Consider the following 18,335-nt stretch of genomic DNA (forward strand, 5'->3'; position numbering starts at 1 on the left):
CACCCCACGTTGAACTTAAAGAACAGGACAGGGCCGACTGGCCCTGCCCCGATTATTCCGGACTTAGGTACCGGATTTAATCTTGGTCCAGCTACGGGTCACAACGCGCTGCACTTTCGGCGGATAAGGCGTGGTCGTGAACAGGTTGTTCAGCGTCGCCTCATCAGGGTAAATCGCCGGATCGCCAATAACATCTTCGACAAGGTACTCTTGCGAAGCTTTGTTGCCGTTGGCGTAGTAGACATAGTTAGAAGCAGCCGCCATGTTCTGCGCGTCCATAATAAAGTTCAAGAACTTGTGCGCGCCGTCAGTGTTCGGGGCGTCAACTGGAATGGCCATTTGGTCAAACCACATCTGCGCACCTTCCTTGGCGGCATGATAGGCTATTTCAACACCGTTATCCGCCTCGGCCGCGCGATCACGCGCCTGAAGGATATCGCCGGACCAGCCAACAGCAACGCAAATATCGCCATTTGCCAGTGCCTGAATATATTCAGAACTGTGGAACTTTTGGATGTAAGGGCGCACCTTCATCATCACTTCTTCGGCCTTCGCAATGACCTCTGGATCATGGCTGTCGGGGTCTTCGCCGATGTACTTCAACGTCATCGGCAGCATCTCGGCAGGCGCATCAAGGAAATGCACTCCGCAATCGGCAAGTTTGGACATGTTGTCAGGATTCAACACCAGCTCAAGTGAATCTACGGGGGCGTCTTCCCCAAGAATCTCCTTCACCTTTCCAAGGTTCACGCCAATGCCGGTGGTGCCCCACATGTAGTTGATGGAGTATGCGTTTTCCGGGTCATACTGTTCTGTGCGGCTTGTAACGACATCCCACATGTTCGTGATGTTCGGCAATTTGGTCATGTCTAGCTTCTGAAACGCGCCAGCCGTGATTTGACGCTGCAAGAACGTGCCGGACGGCACCACAACATCATAACCAGATCCGCCAGCAAGCATTTTAGTTTCCAGCACTTCGTTGCTGTCAAACACGTCGTAAATCAGATCGATATCGGTTTCTTCTTCGAACTTCGCCAGAAGATCTTCATCGATATAGTCAGACCAATTATAAACGCGAACTTCTTCGGCAAGCGCTGCGCTGGCCATCAAAGCGGCAGCGGCTGTGCCGGTAAAGAGTGTCTTGATCATTGTGGTACTCCCTTGAGTGAAGACGGGTTGGCCCCGACATTGGCAAAGATGTGATCAAATTTTGAACGCCTTGCCAAGCTAATTCATTTGCATCGCCTTTCCTGCAGCGTTGATAAGTGCAAAACAGCCGCTGCATCGACGACTTTAGACACTGCTTGATTGACCCCAAAGCAATTTGATCATATTTTGGGCACAGCCATCCCTCCAGCCTGATAGGGGCCCTTCATGACCATTATATCAAACCACCTCCCAACAGCCGAACTTCAGGCGTTGGACGCCGCCCACCACATGCACCCATTCACAACCAACGACGAGCTAGAAAGCCGTGGCGCGCGGGTGATTACCAGCGGCAAGGGCATCTACTTGCGTGACAGTGAAGGGAACGAAATTCTGGACGCGATGGCCGGTTTGTGGTGCGTGAATCTGGGTTACGGACGCGAAGAACTGGTGAAAGTAGCTGCGCGCCAGATGCAAGAACTGCCCTTCTACAACACCTTCTTCAACACCACACATACACCCGCTATCGCCTTGGCCGCTGAGTTGGCCAAGCTTGCTCCTGAAGGTCTGAATCATGTTTTCTTTGCTGGTTCCGGTTCGGAAGCAAATGACACAAACCTGCGTATGGTCCGTGTATACTGGGCCGAAAAAGGGCATCCTGAAAAATCCCATATCATCAGCCGTAAAAACGCCTACCACGGATCCACTGTTGGTTCAGGATCATTGGGCGGGATGAGCTATATGCATGCCCAAGGCGGCATGCCTATCCCAGGCATCCATCACATCGGCCAACCTGATTGGTGGGCTGAAGGCGGTGACCACACACCCGAAGAGTTCGGCCTTGCCCGGGCCCAAGAGCTTGAAGCAAAGATTCTTGAGCTTGGCGCTGACAAGGTTGCCGCGTTTATCGCAGAGCCGATACAGGGCGCTGGTGGTGTGATTGTGCCGCCAAGCACCTATTGGCCAGAGATTCAGCGAATTTGTAAGAAGCATAACGTGCTTATCATTGCGGATGAGGTGATCTGCGGTTTCGGGCGAACCGGCAACTGGTTTGGCTCAACCACAATGGGGATCAAACCGCACATCATGACAATCGCCAAGGGTCTCAGCTCCGGTTACATGCCGATTGGCGGCTCGATTGTGTGTGACGAGATCGCCGAGGTCATCAACGCGATCGAATTCAACCACGGTTACACGTACTCGGGCCACCCGGTTTGCGCCGCTGTCGCGCTGGAAAACCTGCGGATCATGCAAGACGATAAAATTCTGGATCACGTGAACAACGTGGCAGCCCCCGCCCTGCGCGAAGCGCTTGACCAACTGGCGGAACATCCTCTGGTCGGCGGTGTGAATGTGCAAGGTATGATGGCCTCGCTTCCGCTTTCGCCACAAAAAGAGACACGCGCGAAATTCGCGATGGAGGCAGGTACCGCAGGTTTCATGTGTCGCGAACGATGCTTCGCCAATAATCTGGTCATGCGCCATGTTGGCGACAGGATGATCATCTCTCCGCCGCTGGTAATTACACCCGAAGAAATCAGTATTTTCCACAAGCGTGCCAAGCTTGCGCTGGACGACACATACAAAGCGCTCAAAGATGACGACATGCTAAAAGCAGCTTCATAAGACATTGCTGGACGTAAAAATTTGCGTCCAGCACACTTATCAAGCAGGCAGATCGACTGAAATCGTCAGAAATTCAGTAAAAACGCCCTGAATTTAATAGTTTCCCTCGAATTCGTCTTTATCCAGTTGCAAACGTGGCCTTCCTTGCGTTTAGTTTACGGCAATGTAAAAAATAAAGACCACGGGGAGCCATCAATTTGGCCAATACTAAGAACAGCGACGCATTCGTCGAGTTTGAACGTGTGCAAAAAAGCTATGACGGCGAAAACCTAGTCGTCAAAGATTTGAACCTTAGTCTGCCAAAGGGTGAGTTTCTTACGATGCTCGGGCCCTCGGGATCAGGCAAAACGACCTGCCTTATGATGCTGGCCGGTTTTGAGACTGCCACCTACGGCGATATTCGTCTGGACGGCGTATCCATTAACAACATCCCGCCGCACAAACGCGGAATTGGCATGGTATTTCAGAACTATGCCCTGTTCCCGCACATGACAGTGGCCGAGAACCTGTCCTTCCCGCTAGAAGTCCGCAAGATGGGCAAATCCCAGCGCGAAGAAAAAATCACGCGTGCGCTAGGCATGGTGCAGATGAACGACTTTGCAGGTCGCCGTCCCGCGCAGCTTTCGGGCGGTCAACAGCAGCGTATCGCTTTGGCGCGCGCGCTTGTGTTCGAACCAGAACTGGTTCTGATGGATGAACCGCTTGGCGCTTTGGACAAACAGCTGCGCGAATCACTGCAGTTTGAAATTACGAAACTGGCTCATGATCTGGGGATCACAGTTGTTTACGTGACCCACGACCAGACCGAAGCGCTGACCATGTCTGACCGCGTTGCTGTGTTTGACGATGGCCGCATTCAGCAGCTCGCGCCGCCAGACAAACTATATGAAGAGCCTGAAAACAGCTTCGTCGCGCAGTTTATCGGCGAAAATAACACCCTTGAAGGCGTGGTGAAAGAAATCAAAGGCGGTGTTGCCCTTGTCCAGCTGGACAGCGGTGAGATCATTGAAGCCAAGCCAGTCAACGTTAACAAAGCGGGTGATCGCACGCGTGTATCCATCCGCCCAGAGCGTGTTGAATACAACAAAGAGCGTATGCGCGAAGGCGCCTTTACCCTGAAGGCCGAAGTCCTCGAATTCATCTATATGGGTGATATTTTCCGGACGCGCCTGCGGGTCGCTGGCAGAGATGACTTTGTCATTAAAACACGTAACGCCCCCGATCAGGCACGCCTGACACCCGGGACCCAGATCGAAATCGGCTGGTTGCCCGAAGATTGCCGCGCGCTGGACGCCTAAGGTTCTTCGCGTGTGTCATATCGCGGCACGTTTCGCGTGCCGTGATCTATAAGAGGCGGCGGCCAAACCCGTTGTTGCCGCCTTGAAATACCCCAACGGGAAAAAACTGGGAGATACTAATGAACCTCACAAAAACACTGATGGCATCCACCGCGCTGACAGTAGCAGCCGGCATGTCCTTTGCTGAAAGCCACATGGCAAACGAGATGACAATCGTCAGCTGGGGCGGCGCATACTCCGCTTCACAGCAGAACGCTTACCACACCCCTTACTCCGAAATGACCGGCGTAAAGATCATCAACGATGAATCTTCCGCCGAAGCCGTTTCTAAGCTGCGCGCGATGAACGAAGCGGGCAACGTGACATGGGACGTCGTAGACGTTGTTGCATCTGACGCCCTGCGCCTGTGCGACGAAGGCCTGGCGATGGAAATCGACCCTGACGAAATGCTGGCAGATGCGCCTGATGGCACAAAAGCCTCCGAAGACTTTGGCGACCTGCTGGTAGGCGACTGCTTTATCCCACAAATCGTGTATTCCACGACTGTTGGTTACCGCACCGACCTAGTTGGCGACACACCTCCAACAGACATCTGCGCGATCTTCGACACCGATGCATATCCAGGCAAGCGTTCGCTCGAAAAGCGTCCGATTGGCAACATGGAATGGGCTCTGCTTTGTGACGGCGTTGCAAAGGACGAGATCTATGACGTGCTGGAAACAGCAGAAGGTCAGCAGAAAGCGCTCGATAAGCTTGCGACAATCAAAGACGACGTGATCTGGTGGTCCGCCGGTGCCGACACGCCACAGCTGCTGGCTGATGGCGAAGTCGTCATGGGTTCCACATACAACGGTCGCCTCTTCTCTCTGATCGTTGAGCAAGAGCAGCCAGTTGGCATGCTTTGGGACGCTCAGGTGTTCGACCTTGATGGCTGGATCATCCCAACAGGTCTGTCCGATGAGCGTAAAGCACGCGCAATGGATTACATCATGTTCGCAACAGACACACAGCGTCTGGCGGATCAGGCAAAGTATATCTCCTACGGTCCTGCACGTAAGTCTTCCGCACCACTGGTTGGCAAGCACGCAGAGCTGGGCATCGATATGGCGCCACACATGCCAACAGACCCAGAAAACGCAAAGAACACGTTCCTCTACAACTACGAGTTCTGGGCTGACTACCGTGACGACATCGACGCCAAATTCCAGGCGTGGCTGGTACAATAAGCCTCTAACGGCTTAGGGAGAGGGCCCATTGCGGCCCTCTCCTCACTTTATTCGTTAGTCAATTTGCCAATTCGACCAAGCCGATGGGGACACCATGAGCGACGCACCAACAGTCCAGACAGCATCATCATCTGCCGCCGAAGCGCGAATTGCAGATGCCGCCCACACCGGCCCCATGCTGGCCGCCGACGGCACACCGTTGAAGAAATCGCTTAACCGCGCGCTCAGACTGCAAAAGATGCGTGCATTGGCGCTAATCGCGCCTTTGTTGATCTTTGTGCTTGTCACATTCATCGCACCCATTGCTGACATGTTGTTCCGCTCTGTCGAAAACCAGATCGTCTCAGAGACGCTGCCACGCACCGTCGAATTGCTGGAAGACTGGGATGAAAAAGGGACCACAATCCCGGATGAGCAGACCTTTGAGGCGCTTTATAAAGATATGTTCTTTGCCCAGGAGGCAAAGCTCCACACACGTCTTGGTTCCCGCCTGAACTATGAACTCACAGGCGTTTCATCCCTGTTCCGCAAATCGGGCCGCAGGGTCGAGGATATGGGTGAAGTTTATCAGGACCAGTTTGAGGATCTTGATGGGTTCTGGAAGACTGGTGAGAACTGGAACAGCTTCATGGCTAGCGACAAATGGCTTGCTTCTATGGAGGGATGGAAGAAGGCAGATGGCAAACAGCCGACGTTTGTTATGCGCGATGGTATCGCAGCAGCACTCCCGCAAACTGCTGCCGCTTATAAACAATTCGCAAAATTCGTTCAGACCGTAGACGAAGACAATCTCTATAAAGAAGATCCTTGGGCGATTATCTACTCATCCTTGTACAACGATCTTACCGGTGAAAACGGTCTTTCGTCCTATGACGGCCCCGCCGCAGCAGAGCTGACCGCCGCTGCCGCCGCAGCATCAACGTTCGAGACGGTGAACTACACCAAAGCCTTCCAGAAGGTCGATAAAGACTGGCATGATTTGGATGTCTGGCAGACCATCAAGGTCTACAGCCCGAAATACACCAACGGCTATTTCCTGAACGCTGTCGATATGCAGAAATCTGTAGACGGCGTCGAAATGCGGCCAGAGAACCAGCAGATTTACGGTATTCTGTTCTGGCGTACGATGGTCATGTCCGTGGCGATTACCCTGTCATGTATCCTGCTGGGCTATCCTGTTGCATGGATCTTGGCGAACTTGCCTGCACGACAAGCCAACCTGCTGCTCATCCTTGTACTTCTGCCCTTCTGGACATCTTTGCTGGTGCGTACATCTGCATGGAAAGTGATGCTGCAACAACAAGGTGTGATCAACGACACACTTGTTTGGCTTGGTCTTGTCGGCACAGATGATCGTCTGGCGCTGATCAACAACCAAACGGGTACGATCATCGCAATGACACACATTCTGCTGCCGTTTATGATTTTGCCGCTGTATTCCGTGATGCAGACCATTCAGCCAACGTACCTGCGCGCCGCCAAAAGCCTTGGTGCTACGAACTGGACCGCGTTCTGGCGGGTCTACTTTCCACAGTCCATTCCGGGCATCGGCGCGGGCAGTATCCTCGTGTTCATTCTGGCCATCGGTTATTACATCACGCCGGAAATTGTTGGCGGTACGTCAGGTACTTTCATCTCGAACCGGATCGCCTATCACATCTCAAGCTCGCTCAATTGGGGCTTGGGTGCCGCGTTGGGTGCGATCCTCTTGGCGGCCGTTCTGCTGCTGTACTACGCCTACGACAAGATTGTCGGCATCGATAACGTGAAACTCGGATAAGGAGCGGACCCATGGTAGCACTCACACCCATCTCGCGCACTGAACCGTCGTTTTACGTGCCTGTCGTCGCGGCCTTCGGTGCATTCTTTGGCATATTCATTGGGACCGGTCAGGGGAGCCTGATCATCGGCGTCTTGGCCGGCGCCATCCTGATGGCCATTGTCGCCTATGTACTTACAAAAGTGATCAAGAACGAACGTGCCGGTCGTTGGGCCGTAACTGTTCTTGTTGCCCTTGGCGGGTTTGCTCTTGCAGGCATACCAGGGCTTTTGATTGGCATTTTCTTTGGCTGGTTCTTCGGATTCCTGACTTTCTGGCTGTATGAGGGCCGGTACCGCGCCAAAATCCCGCCCTATCTCACCCCCGCTCAGGTGCTTTGGCACTTTGCGTTCCGGACCATTTGCGGTGCGATCTTTGTCTTCTTGATCACGCCTATTCTGGTGGTGATGCCGCTAAGCTTTAACGCGCAAGATTTCTTTACTTTCACACCGGAAATGCTGCGTTTTGATCCTGAAGGTTACTCACTCAAGCATTATCGCGACTTCTTTACGAATGATGCCTGGCAGGATGCGATGAAAAACTCGCTGCGTATCGCGCCAGTGGCAACACTTCTGTCAGTCGGATTTGGTACACTGGCCGCCATCGGTCTGAGCCAACCGCATGTGCCCTTCCGACGTGCGATCATGGCGATTTTGATCTCACCAATGATCGTACCGCTGATCATCTCAGCGGCCGGCATGTATTTCTTCTACAGCCGCGTAGGGTTGCAGGGGACGTATGTTGGTGTGGTACTGGCGCATGCCGCCTTGGGCATTCCGTTCGTGATTATAACAGTAACGGCCACGCTGGTCGGCTTCGACAACTCTCTCACGCGTGCTGCCGCCAATATGGGCGCGAACCCTGTAACCACTTTCTTCCGCGTTCAGATGCCGCTGATCTTGCCGGGCGTGATTTCCGGTGGCCTGTTCGCCTTCATCACCTCGTTTGATGAAGTTGTGGTTGTGCTGTTCGTGGGCTCTGCAGGGCAGAAGACACTGCCATGGCAGATGTTCATCGGTCTGCGCGAACAGATCAGCCCAACGATCCTCGCCGTGGCGACGATCCTTGTAGGTATCTCAATCTGTCTGCTGACAGTGGTCGAACTTCTGCGGCGCCGTTCAGAGCGGATGCGCGGTATGTCACCGACTTAATCGCAAACGCTCTAACAAGCGGGGGGAGGCATAGCCGTCAGGCACCTCTCCCTGCGCCACCTGCCATCCCCGTACTGCATTCACGGTAAGCGGCCCGATCTTTGCATCGATCTTTTGCGTATCAAACCCCTGCGCTGTCAGCCGCTCCTGTAACTCGATCCGCTCAACATAGCTAAGCGCGCGATCCTCAAGTGGCCAATCTCCCTGTAACGGCGCGGCCCCCATGATGCGATCTGCCAGATGGCCAACCGCGATGACATATGCATCTGCCGTATTGTAGCTTTCCAGAACCTCGAAGTTTTTGAAGACCATGAATGCGGCGCCCTCTGCTCCTGCTGGCAGCAAGATGGACGCGGGGCCGTGATCGGGTACAGGCTGTCCATCAACATCCAGAATACCCTTCGCCGCCCATTCGGCTGGCAATTTCAAGACATCACGGTTGGCCAGAAGATAATCGAAACCTTCGGGCAGAATTACCTCACGCCCCCAGGGCTGCCCAGTTATCCAGCCGTTATCCTTGAGATAGGCCGCTGAAGACGCAAGCGCGTCAAGAGGATCATCCCCCCAGATATCCCGCCTGCCATCACCGGTCCAATCAACTGCATGGCGGATAAATGAACCAGGCATAAACTGCGTATGGCCCATGGCACCTGCCCAGCTTCCCTTAAGGTTCTCCAAGGAGGTATCCCCACTTTGGACAATCCGCAGGGCTGCAATCACCTGCTCTTCGAAAAAATCTGCGCGTCGTGCATCATACGCAAGGGAGGCCATCGAGGTCAGCACCGGATCACCTCCGCGGAACGTGCCGTAGGCGCTCTCCAATCCCCAAATCGCAGTAAGGATGCTTGCAGGAACGCCATAGCGCGACTCGATCTCTGAAAGCTCTTGTTGCTGGCGCTTCATCGCCGCCTTGCCATTGCTTACCCGCAGATCGGAGACTGCTGTGCTGAGGTAGTCCCAAATCGTCTTTGTGAACTCGGATTGGTTCCTGTCCCGCTCCACCACTTTGGGCGCATACGTGACATTCGCCATCGCTTCGTCAAAGGTGCCCACCTCAATCCCCGCAGCCAAGGCTTTGGGCTTGAAGTCTGCAATCCACTGCTGAAGCCCCGCTTCGCTGCGCAATCCTGCTGATACTAGGGTATCGCCCAAGGCCGGAATGGCCATGAACATCGTCAAAACAAAAGTAAAACCGCGCATCGCTAGCCCTTTATCTGCTGCAATTGCTTCCAATTTATCGACAATCAGCCAGGGCGCAAAGTGGTCAGATTGCTCACCGGCGATCTTCAGCCCGCTCAATTGCGTCGCTGCGCAGCCGCGCCACAAAGTCACGCAGCATTGGCACACGCTGCGGTCGAAAGCTCGAACCTGTGAGGGACAATTCCGCCATCCGGTCAAGGCGGAAGGACCGGAAATCTTGACGTAGATGGCACCATGCCACCAGCATATGCGCGTTCTGCATAAACATGATACTCAGCGGATCGACCTGCCTGTGTGATACTACGCCTTTTGCATCCTCATACCTGAACGCAATTGTCGCCTCATCCCACGTGGCTGCGCGCAACGCTTTGACGTCAATCGACGGCTCAGGAGGGCGCACAAAACGGCCAGCATCAAGAACCGCATGTTGCAACCGGTGGGTCTGGCGCGCGGGCAGCCGCGCCTTCAGCTTGGCCAACGCGGTCCGCGCTGCGGATGCCAGCGCCGGATCGCCGATCACGTCCACTTCGCGCAGGCCCAGCACCAACGCCTCAAGTTCATCGTCGGTAAAACCCAACGGCGGCAGGGCCGCGTCTTCAATCAAAGTATATCCAAAACCAGCTTCGCCATCGATCACCGCCCCCAAGCCGCGCAAGGCATCAATATCGCGGTAGATCGTCCGCAGCGACACACCTGTCTCATCCACCAAAGCCGAGGCAGTGATAGGTGCGGGCAACCGTCGAAGCGTTTGCATCAACTGAAACAGACGGTGCGTGCGGTTCATCGGGGTCTTCCTTCAAGTCCGCCCAGCGCTGCATGGCTTCCTGTCGGCAAATCTGCTGGGACAGACGCCCGGCGCAGCGTCTTTACCATCCCTCTTAAGCGGCTCGTCTGTGGTCACCCGCTGCTTGCGCGCTGTACCACCACAATAGATTAGCGGCGGCTGCGGGTCACTTTTCGTTTAGTCGCGGCCTTCTTGCCCTTAGCCTTAGCGCTCTTGCGGCGCGGGCTTTGTCCAGCCGGGCTTTTACGACCCTGCGGGATTTTCTGGCCCTCTATATCCAGAAGCTCCAGCGCGATGCCGCCGGTCACTGGTGTCACCTCGGCCAGCCGGACAGTAACGCGCTGCCCTAACCCGATGGTCATGCCGGTATCAGACCCCATCAGCGTACCTGCATCCGCATCGTGGTGGAAATACTCGCGCCCGATGTTGCGCATGGGGATCAGGCCATCTGCGCCGGTCTCATCCAGCTTCACAAAGGCACCAAAACGAGCGACACCACTAATGCGCCCCGTCATTTCGCTGCCCACACGCTCTGACAAATAAGAGGCAAGGTAGCGGTCGGTTGTGTCACGTTCCGCAATCATCGAACGCCGTTCAGTATCAGAGATATGGGCACCAGTAGCTTCCATATCTTCAATATCATGCAGCGAAAGGCCATCCTTGCCCCAGCCATGTGCGGTGATCAACGCGCGATGCACAATCAAGTCGGCATAACGGCGGATGGGTGATGTGAAGTGTGCATATGACCGCAGAGCAAGACCGAAATGTCCGATGTGATCTGGCCCGTAGTATGCCTGCGTCATTGATCGTAGAGTCGAGATGTTGATCAACTCTGCATCGTCGCTGCCTGCCGCCTGATCCAGCAATCGATTTAGGTGCGCCGTTTGAAGCACTTGCCCTTTAGCCAGCGAATATCCTGCCGCTGCTGCCGTCTCCCGTAGCGCATCAAGCTTTTCCGGTGTCGGTTCTTCATGTGTGCGGAACAACAGTGGTGTCTTTTTGTTGATCAGAGTCTCGGCAGCGGCGACATTCGCCAGCACCATGAATTCTTCAATCAGACGATGTGCATCCAACCGTTCACGAAAGTTGACGGAGCGGACGGTGCCATCTTCATCAAGTTCAATCCGGCGCTCAGGTAGATCAAGATCAAGCGGCTGGCGGTGTGTACGGGCCGTAACTAGCGAACGGTACGTTTCATAAAGCGGTTTGATAACCGTTTCCAACAATGGCTCTGTGCGTTCATTCGGCGCGCCGTCCATGGCGTTCTGCACTTCTTCGTAATGCAGGCTGGCCGGTGACTTCATCAGGCCACGATGGAAATCATGGCGCAGTTTGTTGCCCTTTGCATCCAGCACCATGCGCACGGCGATACAGGCACGCTCAACCCCTTCGTGCAGCGAACACAAGTCACCGGACAGGCGGTCCGGAAGCATCGGCACAACACGGTCAGGGAAATAGGTGGAGTTCCCCCGCTTGCGTGCTTCGCGGTCAAGCGCGGAACCCGGCGTGACGTAGGCGGAAACATCCGCGATCGCGACCCAAAGGATATGACCGCCTTCATTCGCCGGATCGCTGTCGGCTTCCGCGAAACAAGCATCGTCGTGGTCCCGCGCATCTGACGGATCAATTGTTATCAGCGGCAGATCGCGCAGGTCTTCGCGGCCCTTCAGACCCTTCGGCTTGGCGGCGTCAGCTTCGGCTATCACGTCATCAGGAAATTCATCCGGAATATTATGCTGGTGGATCGCGATGAGCGAAACAGCCTTTGGCGCTGACGGGTCACCCAATCGGTCCACGATACGCGCACGAGGCAAGCCCATGCGGCCCTTTGGACCGGCGAGTTCCGCCTCGACCAGTTCGCCCTCTTGCGCGCCGCCCATGGCGTCCGCTGGCACAGCCCACTCTTTGTCCGCGCCTTTGTCGATTGGCTGGATGCGTCCACCTTCGGCGTGTTTATGGAAAATGCCGATAATCTTTTTGGGGTTCGTGCCGATCCGGCGGATCAGTCGGCCTTCGTAGTGATGACTTTCGCCTTTGACCAATGTCAGGCGCGCCAGAATACGGTCACCCGCGCCCAGCGCCGGATCAGAGGCCCGCAGAACCATCAGCACCACAGGCTCGACGCCTTCGCCACCCCATTCCATGGGCTTGGCGTAAAGGTCGCCATCTTTGTCCGGTCCGGTGACCAGCAGGACACTAACCGGAGGCAGTCGGTCGGGGTCGTTATAGCTTTTCTTGCGCTTCTCCAGATGCCCTTCGGCCTCCAGTTCTTTCAGGATCCGTTTAAGATCAATGCGCGCAGCACCCTTGATTCCGAATGCCTTGGCGATGTCGCGCTTGGCAGTCAGTGTGGGGTTTTGTTCGATCCATTTGAGGATCTCTTGCTTGGTAGGGATTTTGTTCATGGGAATGGAGGTAGCACGCACTTGGGGGCGCGTCACATCATTTTAAGTCAGCGACCGTATCAACATCACGAAGCGTGGCAACATGCGCGATACTATGGTCAGGCAGGCTGGCTTTAGAATCGGCCAGCGCATGATACGACGACCAGCGAACCCCTGCAAATAGACAGGGTGGAATCGCCCGGGTCCGCCGCAGCCCGACAAGCCAATAGCCGCCGTCGGGTGCAGGCCCGAACACAGCATCATGTGACCCGAGAGCTGCAAAAGCTTCGGCGACACGCGCCCTTGTTATCCCGGGGATATCGCCGCCAATCACGCATACCGGGCCGCGCGGCGCCCCGCGCAAGGCGCGCCCCATCCGGTCTCCCAAATCACCACTCCCCTGTGGGACGCGCACCAAATGCCCGGGCCAGACGCGTGACAGCAAACCGCCGCGGTCCGGTGCAACGGCCAAAACAACATCCCAACGCGGGTCTTCAATCCTTCGGAGCAAGCCCCGTACCTGATGGCGGAACCACCATGCGGCGGCGACCATCCCGATATCGCGGCCCAACCGCGTCTTAACGCGTCCCGCTCGGGGCTCTTTCAGCATGACAACCAAGGTGCGCTTCACAAGAGCCGTTCCATCATCTGATGCGGCTCGCCCTCATCTTTGTAGATGTCTCCGTAAGGTTTGAAACCAAGCTTGCCGTAAAATCCGACAGCTTGCGCCTGTGCACCCAGCACAACACGTTCCGCGCCCTGATCCGCCGCCAAAGCAACAGCCGCATTGATCAGATCCGCCCCAAGGCCAACGCCCCGCCGTGCAGATACAATGCAAACGCGGCCAATTTTGGCAGTGTTACCCTCGATATAAACGCGGGCCGTCCCAACCGGGGTGCTATCATCCATAGCCAACAAGTGGTGGCTTTTGGCATCCAGCGCATCGACCTCCCCTTCGGCGGAATAGCCCTGCTCAGCCACGAAAACCTCGCGACGCAATGCAAAACACGTTTCAGTATCTTCAGTCGGAGCAATCAGGATCACGCAAAGTAATCCTGTAGGATGCGGGTATAGATCAACTTCAGCTCTTGAATGTGATCGACGCGAACGTGTTCGTCCACCTGATGCATGGACTGCCCCACCAGACCGAATTCGACTACCGGACAATGTGCTTTTACAAAGCGCGCATCGGATGTCCCGCCTGTTGTAGAAAGCTCAGGCGTAACGCCTGTCACTGCTTCTACAGCACGCGATACCATCGACGACAAATCACCAGGCGGAGTGATAAAGCTTTCGCCCGAGATTTTCACTTGGGTCTCGACCTGCACGCCGAATGCATCCCGGATGGCGGCCACTTCGCCTTCGATCCAGTCGGTCAGCCCTGCGCCCGAGTGTGTGTCATTAAAGCGGATGTTGATTGTGGCAGAACATTCGGCAGGAATGACGTTGGTCGCCGGATTTCCAGTATCGACTGTGACCACCGCAAGAGTAGATGCGTCGAAGTGGTCAGTGCCCTTATCCAATTCGTGACTGGCCAATCGGTCCATCAACCGGACCATCGCAGGCAGCGGATTGTTGGCGCGATGTGGGTAAGCTGAATGGCCCTGCTTTCCGATCACGCGGAACTTTACCGTCATAGACCCGCGACGCCCGATCTTGATCATCTCGCCCATTGTGTTCGGGCAGGTCGGTTCCCCCACCAGACACACATCCATCCGCTCACCGTGCTTTTCCATGTGCTCCAGCAGGGCCAGCGTACCGTCCACCGATTCGCCCTCTTCGTCGCCTGTGATGGTGATCACAACGGAGCCGTCCGGCGGAGTCTCGCTGACGAAATCGACAGCGGCCGCAACGAAAGCAGCAACGCCTGATTTCATATCGGTGGTGCCGCGCCCATACATGACGCCGTCTTTGATTTCAGCGCCAAAAGGCGGCATCGTCCACGCCGCTTCATCCCCAATTGGGACCACATCCGTATGGCCGTTAAACCCGAAGCTGCGGGTGTTGCCCTTCGCCCCCCAACGCGCAAAGAGGTTGCGAATACCGCCACGATCCGCCCATTCGCATGAAAAACCGGCATCGCCTAGCAACGTGTGCAGAATATCCAGCGCACCCGCGTCGGCGGGCGTGACAGACGGGCAGCGCACCAAACGCGCTGTAAGATCAACAGGATCAACGGGGGAGGATGATGACATGCGGCTATACTCCTTTAACGCTCTGATTTGCTTATCTCTCCTGTGGTGCAAAAGTGCCAGCCCCCAACCACCGGATGAAATCCCGCTTCATTTATGTCAGAATTATGGTAGCTTGGCGGGATAATAATGACCCGAGGCAGGGCACGAGCAGGTCCACCACCTGAAAACAGGGGTGGATGCGTCCGACAAAACGGACACGATTGGCAAAAGGGCACGCCCTTTGTCTGTCTGCATGTGTGTGCTGTCTCTCAAAAGGTTTGAGGCAGTGACATGGTAACGGCATCCGAGCTTGATATCGAAACAGTACGCGAAGGCACCAGTGCTATCGAGATGGCGCAGGAGATATTTGGCAGTGGCGTGACGGTCACCGGTGCAACGTACTACGGCGATATCGACAGTGCCGGCATCTATACCGGTGGCGACACAACTTCACCCGGCGTCGTTCCCGGTGACAGCGGCGTGATCATGTCCACCGGCAATGCAGAAGATTTCACCAACGAAGCAGCTACCGGCGGAATCGGGAGCGGCAACGGTCAAGGCAACGCTTTCGGGATCGGGAATGGCGGTGGGAACGCTTTCGGAATCGGCAACGGTATCGGGAATTCCAACGGCATCGGCACCGGAAACAACGGGGGCGCCACCGGCGCAGATCCAAACCAATTCACGAACACATCCACGAACACATCGGGCACTGACAACTTTAGCCAGTACAACACTGCCGCTGGCGGCACCACCTATGACGCTTCAACGCTGGACATTGATTTCATCCCCGACAGTGACACGCTGACGATGAAATTTGTCTTTAGCTCGGAAGAATACCCCGAGTTCGCCAATTCGATCTATCAGGATTTCTTTGGCGTCTGGGTCAACGGACAATATGTGGAGCATGACGTAGGTGACGGGGAAACGGACCCCTTCAATATCTCGACCACCAACAACATCAACATGTACGTCGACAACACGAACGACGACTACAACACAGAGATGGATGGCTTTACCATCACGCTGACGCTCACCATGAACGTCATTGCGGGACAGACGAATTCGATGCGGATCGCTCTCGCGGACGTCGGGGATAGCAGCTACGATTCCAATGTTCTTATTGCGGGAAATTCGGTCCAGACGGAGTTGATCGCAATATCCGACGACGTGAACGTCTATCCGGACGGGACAACCACGCTAGACGTGCTCGCCAACGATATAAACAACGGGCCGGGCACGCTGACGATAACCCACATAAATGGTCAGCAGGTTTCCGTTGGCACAACCATCACTTTACCGTCCGGACAGCTTGTTACTCTGAACGCCGATGGTACGTTTGACGTCGTTGGGGATGGCGACGAAGAAGACTTCAACTTCACATACACCATCACGAACGGTACGGACACAGACGTCGGCTTTGTCAACGCGACCTCGGTGCCCTGTTTTGTGGCAGGTACGCTGATTGCCACCCCTGAAGGGGATCGGCGCGCCGAGAGCCTTGCTCCCGGCGATCTGGTGATGACAAAGGACGAGGGCGCACAAACGCTGCGCTGGATTGGCTCCCGTCGCGTTGCCGCAACGGGTGACTTCGCCCCGATCCATATCCGCGCCAATACGCTGGGACAGCATCGCGATTTGCTTGTCTCACCGCTGCACCGTGTGCTGATCAAGGACAATCTGGCTGAGCTTCTGTTCGGTGAAGCCGAAGTACTGGTTGCCGCCCGTGATTTGGTGAACGACCATTCCATCACAAGGCGTGAAGGGGGTGAGGTGACATATGTGCACCTGCTGTTTGACCGCCATCAGGTTGTATTCTCCGAGGGCCTTGAAACCGAAAGCTTTCTGCCCGGACCGCAAACCGCCGCAAGCTTTGAAGCTGACGTCGTCGAGGAAATCTACAGTATTTTTCCCGAATTAGACCCTGAAACCGGTGTGGGCTACCCCACTGCCGCACGCCGCACCCTGAAACGTTTTGAAGCGGAGCTTTTGCGCGCCGCAAAGGTGGCTTAAATGACTTGGCTTGCCCTGACCGACAATTCTGACCGTAGGCTGTCCCTCCGTGGACTTGGCCACGAGAAGCGCGCCACACCCATTATCGCCGATGTTCCTGGCCAGACCTTGAGCCGCGGGAGCATCGTGTTCGAGACCCAATTGTCCGAGGATAGCAAACCGCAGGTTCTTTTTGGCTATACCAATCCACACCCCACGCATCGAAGCCTTGTGTTTCAGGCAATCCCGGGCGGCGGAGTGGCGATGGTGCATGTTCAAGGTGACGATATAGCCCATGCTGCGATTGCCCATAAAAACGCAGGCCGCGCAGAGATTTTGCGCCTGACCTATTCTTGGGACATCAAATATAACTGGGGGCGCCTGACACTGGAGCAGGCGGGAGAGAGCACTGTCACGAGTGTCGCCGTGGAGAACCCGCTACCGCTCACACTTGAAGATTTACGTGATCTTATGCTGGGACGCGGGCAACAGGACTATGCCCCCGACATGATCTTTGCCGCACTTTCGGACGAGATTGAGCCGATCGGGACAAGCCCGACCCTGTCACCGGATACAGCAATCGCAACGCCATGGGGCTATCGTAACGCCAGCACGCTAAAACGTGGTGATACGGTCTATACCGCCGAAGGGTTGGTGGTGCCTGTGCTGCAAACAGTCTCGCGGACTGTCCCGGCCCGGGGCAGCTTTGCTCCGATCCGCATGCGCGCACCCTACTTCGGTTTGCAAGAAGACATCATCATCGCGCCGGACCAGCATGTGGTTATTGACGGGCCGGAAGTTGAGTACCTGTTTTCATGCGAAAAGGTTCTGACTCCTGCGCGCCATCTGGTGAACGGATTTGCCGCGCGCACCGAACCTTGCGGCCACCTTGTCCGCTACATCCAGCTGGTTCTACCCAACCATGACACGATTTTAGCAGGCGGTGCGCCGTTGGAAAGCATGTATATCGGTCGCATCCGCCGTGATACGCACCAGCTTGCATCTAGCGTGATGTTTGGTGTGGATCGCAATGATCTGCCGGAACACAAAGCGCCCTCGCACAAGGTTCTCAAATGGTACGAGGCGATCCATCTGGCAAAACGCCGCGCGGCCTAACGTCTAGTCGAAAAAAGGCGTCATTTGCGCCACGATAACCGAATTCTCGTCGAGCGCGCGCTGCATCAGTTCGCGCTCTTCATCGTCAATCTCGTGACCCTCTTCTTCACGCTCGGCCAGGGTGCCGTAACCGGTAACATCCAGCGGCGCGGTATCGGCCTGCTTGAGAATAGCAACTGTTTCTCGCACAGCCTCTGCTTCGTCTATGCCGGAGGCAAAGCACATCAAAGCCGCACCAGTGGCCTTATCGGGCAAACCATCGCCAGACTTTCGGCCGATCTGGACCAACAGGGTATACACTTGCTGGCGCGATGGTTTTTTGGGTTTGGATTCGTCGGACATGTCGGTGCGTGCCTCGTAGGGAAGAATGGTGCAGACCTAGACGGTCAACCATCATTTGAAAAGCCTCAGCGGCACAG

Annotated in this window: 15 protein-coding genes; 7 read left to right on the top strand and 8 right to left on the bottom strand. The window is 55.6% G+C overall.

Going from position 1 to position 18,335, the window contains the following annotated elements; translation table 11 throughout:
* Window positions 1–63: 63 nt before the first annotated feature.
* Window positions 64–1,149, bottom strand: coding sequence for a polyamine ABC transporter substrate-binding protein (locus tag K3757_RS17985; RefSeq protein WP_259997874.1), 1,086 nt, complete (start codon window positions 1,147–1,149; stop codon window positions 64–66).
* Between the two features lie 225 nt (window positions 1,150–1,374).
* On the opposite strand from K3757_RS17985, the gene K3757_RS17990 reads away from it, so the two are divergent.
* From K3757_RS17990 to K3757_RS18010, 5 genes are all read left to right on the top strand, one after another.
* Entirely contained in the window at window positions 1,375–2,772 is a 1,398-nt protein-coding gene (locus K3757_RS17990; protein ID WP_259997876.1) for an aspartate aminotransferase family protein, read from the top strand.
* Window positions 2,773–2,969: 197 nt separating this feature from the next.
* On the top strand, window positions 2,970–4,070 hold the full coding sequence (locus K3757_RS17995) for an ABC transporter ATP-binding protein (RefSeq protein WP_259997878.1): 1,101 nt from the start codon (window positions 2,970–2,972) through the stop codon (window positions 4,068–4,070).
* Between the two features lie 119 nt (window positions 4,071–4,189).
* Complete coding sequence (locus K3757_RS18000) at window positions 4,190–5,296, top strand: extracellular solute-binding protein (protein ID WP_259997881.1); 1,107 nt, start codon at window positions 4,190–4,192, stop codon at window positions 5,294–5,296.
* A gap of 94 nt (window positions 5,297–5,390) precedes the next feature.
* The gene (locus K3757_RS18005) at window positions 5,391–7,076 is read left to right on the top strand and encodes an ABC transporter permease (RefSeq protein WP_409202556.1); all 1,686 of its coding nucleotides are present in this window, start codon (window positions 5,391–5,393) and stop codon (window positions 7,074–7,076) included.
* A gap of 11 nt (window positions 7,077–7,087) precedes the next feature.
* Complete coding sequence (locus tag K3757_RS18010; RefSeq protein ID WP_259997883.1) at window positions 7,088–8,266, top strand: ABC transporter permease; 1,179 nt, start codon at window positions 7,088–7,090, stop codon at window positions 8,264–8,266.
* Here K3757_RS18010 and K3757_RS18015 read toward each other — a convergent pair.
* From K3757_RS18015 to dapE, 6 genes are all read right to left on the bottom strand, one after another.
* Window positions 8,255–9,466, bottom strand: coding sequence for a lytic murein transglycosylase (locus K3757_RS18015; protein ID WP_409202557.1), 1,212 nt, complete (start codon window positions 9,464–9,466; stop codon window positions 8,255–8,257). The genes K3757_RS18010 and K3757_RS18015 overlap by 12 nt on opposite strands.
* Before the next feature lie 73 nt (window positions 9,467–9,539).
* On the bottom strand, window positions 9,540–10,250 hold the full coding sequence (locus K3757_RS18020) for a YafY family protein (RefSeq protein ID WP_259997885.1): 711 nt from the start codon (window positions 10,248–10,250) through the stop codon (window positions 9,540–9,542).
* A gap of 149 nt (window positions 10,251–10,399) precedes the next feature.
* Window positions 10,400–12,655, bottom strand: coding sequence for a ribonuclease R (rnr, locus tag K3757_RS18025; RefSeq protein ID WP_259997887.1), 2,256 nt, complete (start codon window positions 12,653–12,655; stop codon window positions 10,400–10,402).
* A 37-nt stretch (window positions 12,656–12,692) separates the two neighbouring features.
* Window positions 12,693–13,265, bottom strand: coding sequence for a TIGR04282 family arsenosugar biosynthesis glycosyltransferase (locus K3757_RS18030; protein ID WP_259997899.1), 573 nt, complete (start codon window positions 13,263–13,265; stop codon window positions 12,693–12,695).
* Window positions 13,262–13,678, bottom strand: coding sequence for a GNAT family N-acetyltransferase (locus K3757_RS18035; protein ID WP_409202558.1), 417 nt, complete (start codon window positions 13,676–13,678; stop codon window positions 13,262–13,264). Before K3757_RS18035 ends, K3757_RS18030 begins: the two co-directional genes overlap by 4 nt.
* Window positions 13,675–14,829, bottom strand: coding sequence for a succinyl-diaminopimelate desuccinylase (dapE, locus tag K3757_RS18040; protein WP_259997902.1), 1,155 nt, complete (start codon window positions 14,827–14,829; stop codon window positions 13,675–13,677). The genes K3757_RS18035 and dapE overlap by 4 nt, the downstream gene beginning before the upstream one ends.
* 270 nt (window positions 14,830–15,099) lie before the next feature.
* On the opposite strand from dapE, the gene K3757_RS18045 reads away from it, so the two are divergent.
* Both K3757_RS18045 and K3757_RS18050 read left to right on the top strand, forming a co-directional pair.
* Entirely contained in the window at window positions 15,100–16,821 is a 1,722-nt protein-coding gene (locus K3757_RS18045) for a Hint domain-containing protein (protein WP_259997905.1), read from the top strand.
* Window positions 16,822–17,916, top strand: coding sequence for a Hint domain-containing protein (locus K3757_RS18050; RefSeq protein WP_259997907.1), 1,095 nt, complete (start codon window positions 16,822–16,824; stop codon window positions 17,914–17,916).
* Between the two features lie 3 nt (window positions 17,917–17,919).
* Here K3757_RS18050 and K3757_RS18055 read toward each other — a convergent pair whose 3' ends face one another.
* The gene (locus K3757_RS18055) at window positions 17,920–18,258 is read right to left on the bottom strand and encodes a hypothetical protein (RefSeq protein ID WP_259997911.1); all 339 of its coding nucleotides are present in this window, start codon (window positions 18,256–18,258) and stop codon (window positions 17,920–17,922) included.
* Between the last annotated feature and the right edge of the window lie 77 nt (window positions 18,259–18,335).

Origin of the sequence: Sulfitobacter sp. S223 (assembly GCF_025143825.1) — a bacterium.
GTDB lineage: Bacteria > Pseudomonadota > Alphaproteobacteria > Rhodobacterales > Rhodobacteraceae > Sulfitobacter.

What these genes read in the sequence shown, in the direction of transcription:
- K3757_RS18010 (WP_259997883.1), top strand. Translation starts at nt 7,088, where the DNA reads ATGGTAGCACTCACACCCATCTCGCGCACTGAACCGTCGTTTTACGTG.
- K3757_RS18055 (WP_259997911.1), bottom strand. Translation starts at nt 18,258, where the DNA reads ATGTCCGACGAATCCAAACCCAAAAAACCATCGCGCCAGCAAGTGTAT.
- K3757_RS18050 (WP_259997907.1), top strand. Translation starts at nt 16,822, where the DNA reads ATGACTTGGCTTGCCCTGACCGACAATTCTGACCGTAGGCTGTCCCTC.
- K3757_RS18045 (WP_259997905.1), top strand. Translation starts at nt 15,100, where the DNA reads ATGGTAACGGCATCCGAGCTTGATATCGAAACAGTACGCGAAGGCACC.
- K3757_RS17990 (WP_259997876.1), top strand. Translation starts at nt 1,375, where the DNA reads ATGACCATTATATCAAACCACCTCCCAACAGCCGAACTTCAGGCGTTG.
- K3757_RS18005 (WP_409202556.1), top strand. Translation starts at nt 5,391, where the DNA reads ATGAGCGACGCACCAACAGTCCAGACAGCATCATCATCTGCCGCCGAA.
- K3757_RS18020 (WP_259997885.1), bottom strand. Translation starts at nt 10,250, where the DNA reads ATGAACCGCACGCACCGTCTGTTTCAGTTGATGCAAACGCTTCGACGG.
- dapE (WP_259997902.1), bottom strand. Translation starts at nt 14,829, where the DNA reads ATGTCATCATCCTCCCCCGTTGATCCTGTTGATCTTACAGCGCGTTTG.
- K3757_RS17985 (WP_259997874.1), bottom strand. Translation starts at nt 1,149, where the DNA reads ATGATCAAGACACTCTTTACCGGCACAGCCGCTGCCGCTTTGATGGCC.
- K3757_RS18015 (WP_409202557.1), bottom strand. Translation starts at nt 9,466, where the DNA reads ATGCGCGGTTTTACTTTTGTTTTGACGATGTTCATGGCCATTCCGGCC.
- rnr (WP_259997887.1), bottom strand. Translation starts at nt 12,655, where the DNA reads ATGAACAAAATCCCTACCAAGCAAGAGATCCTCAAATGGATCGAACAA.
- K3757_RS18000 (WP_259997881.1), top strand. Translation starts at nt 4,190, where the DNA reads ATGAACCTCACAAAAACACTGATGGCATCCACCGCGCTGACAGTAGCA.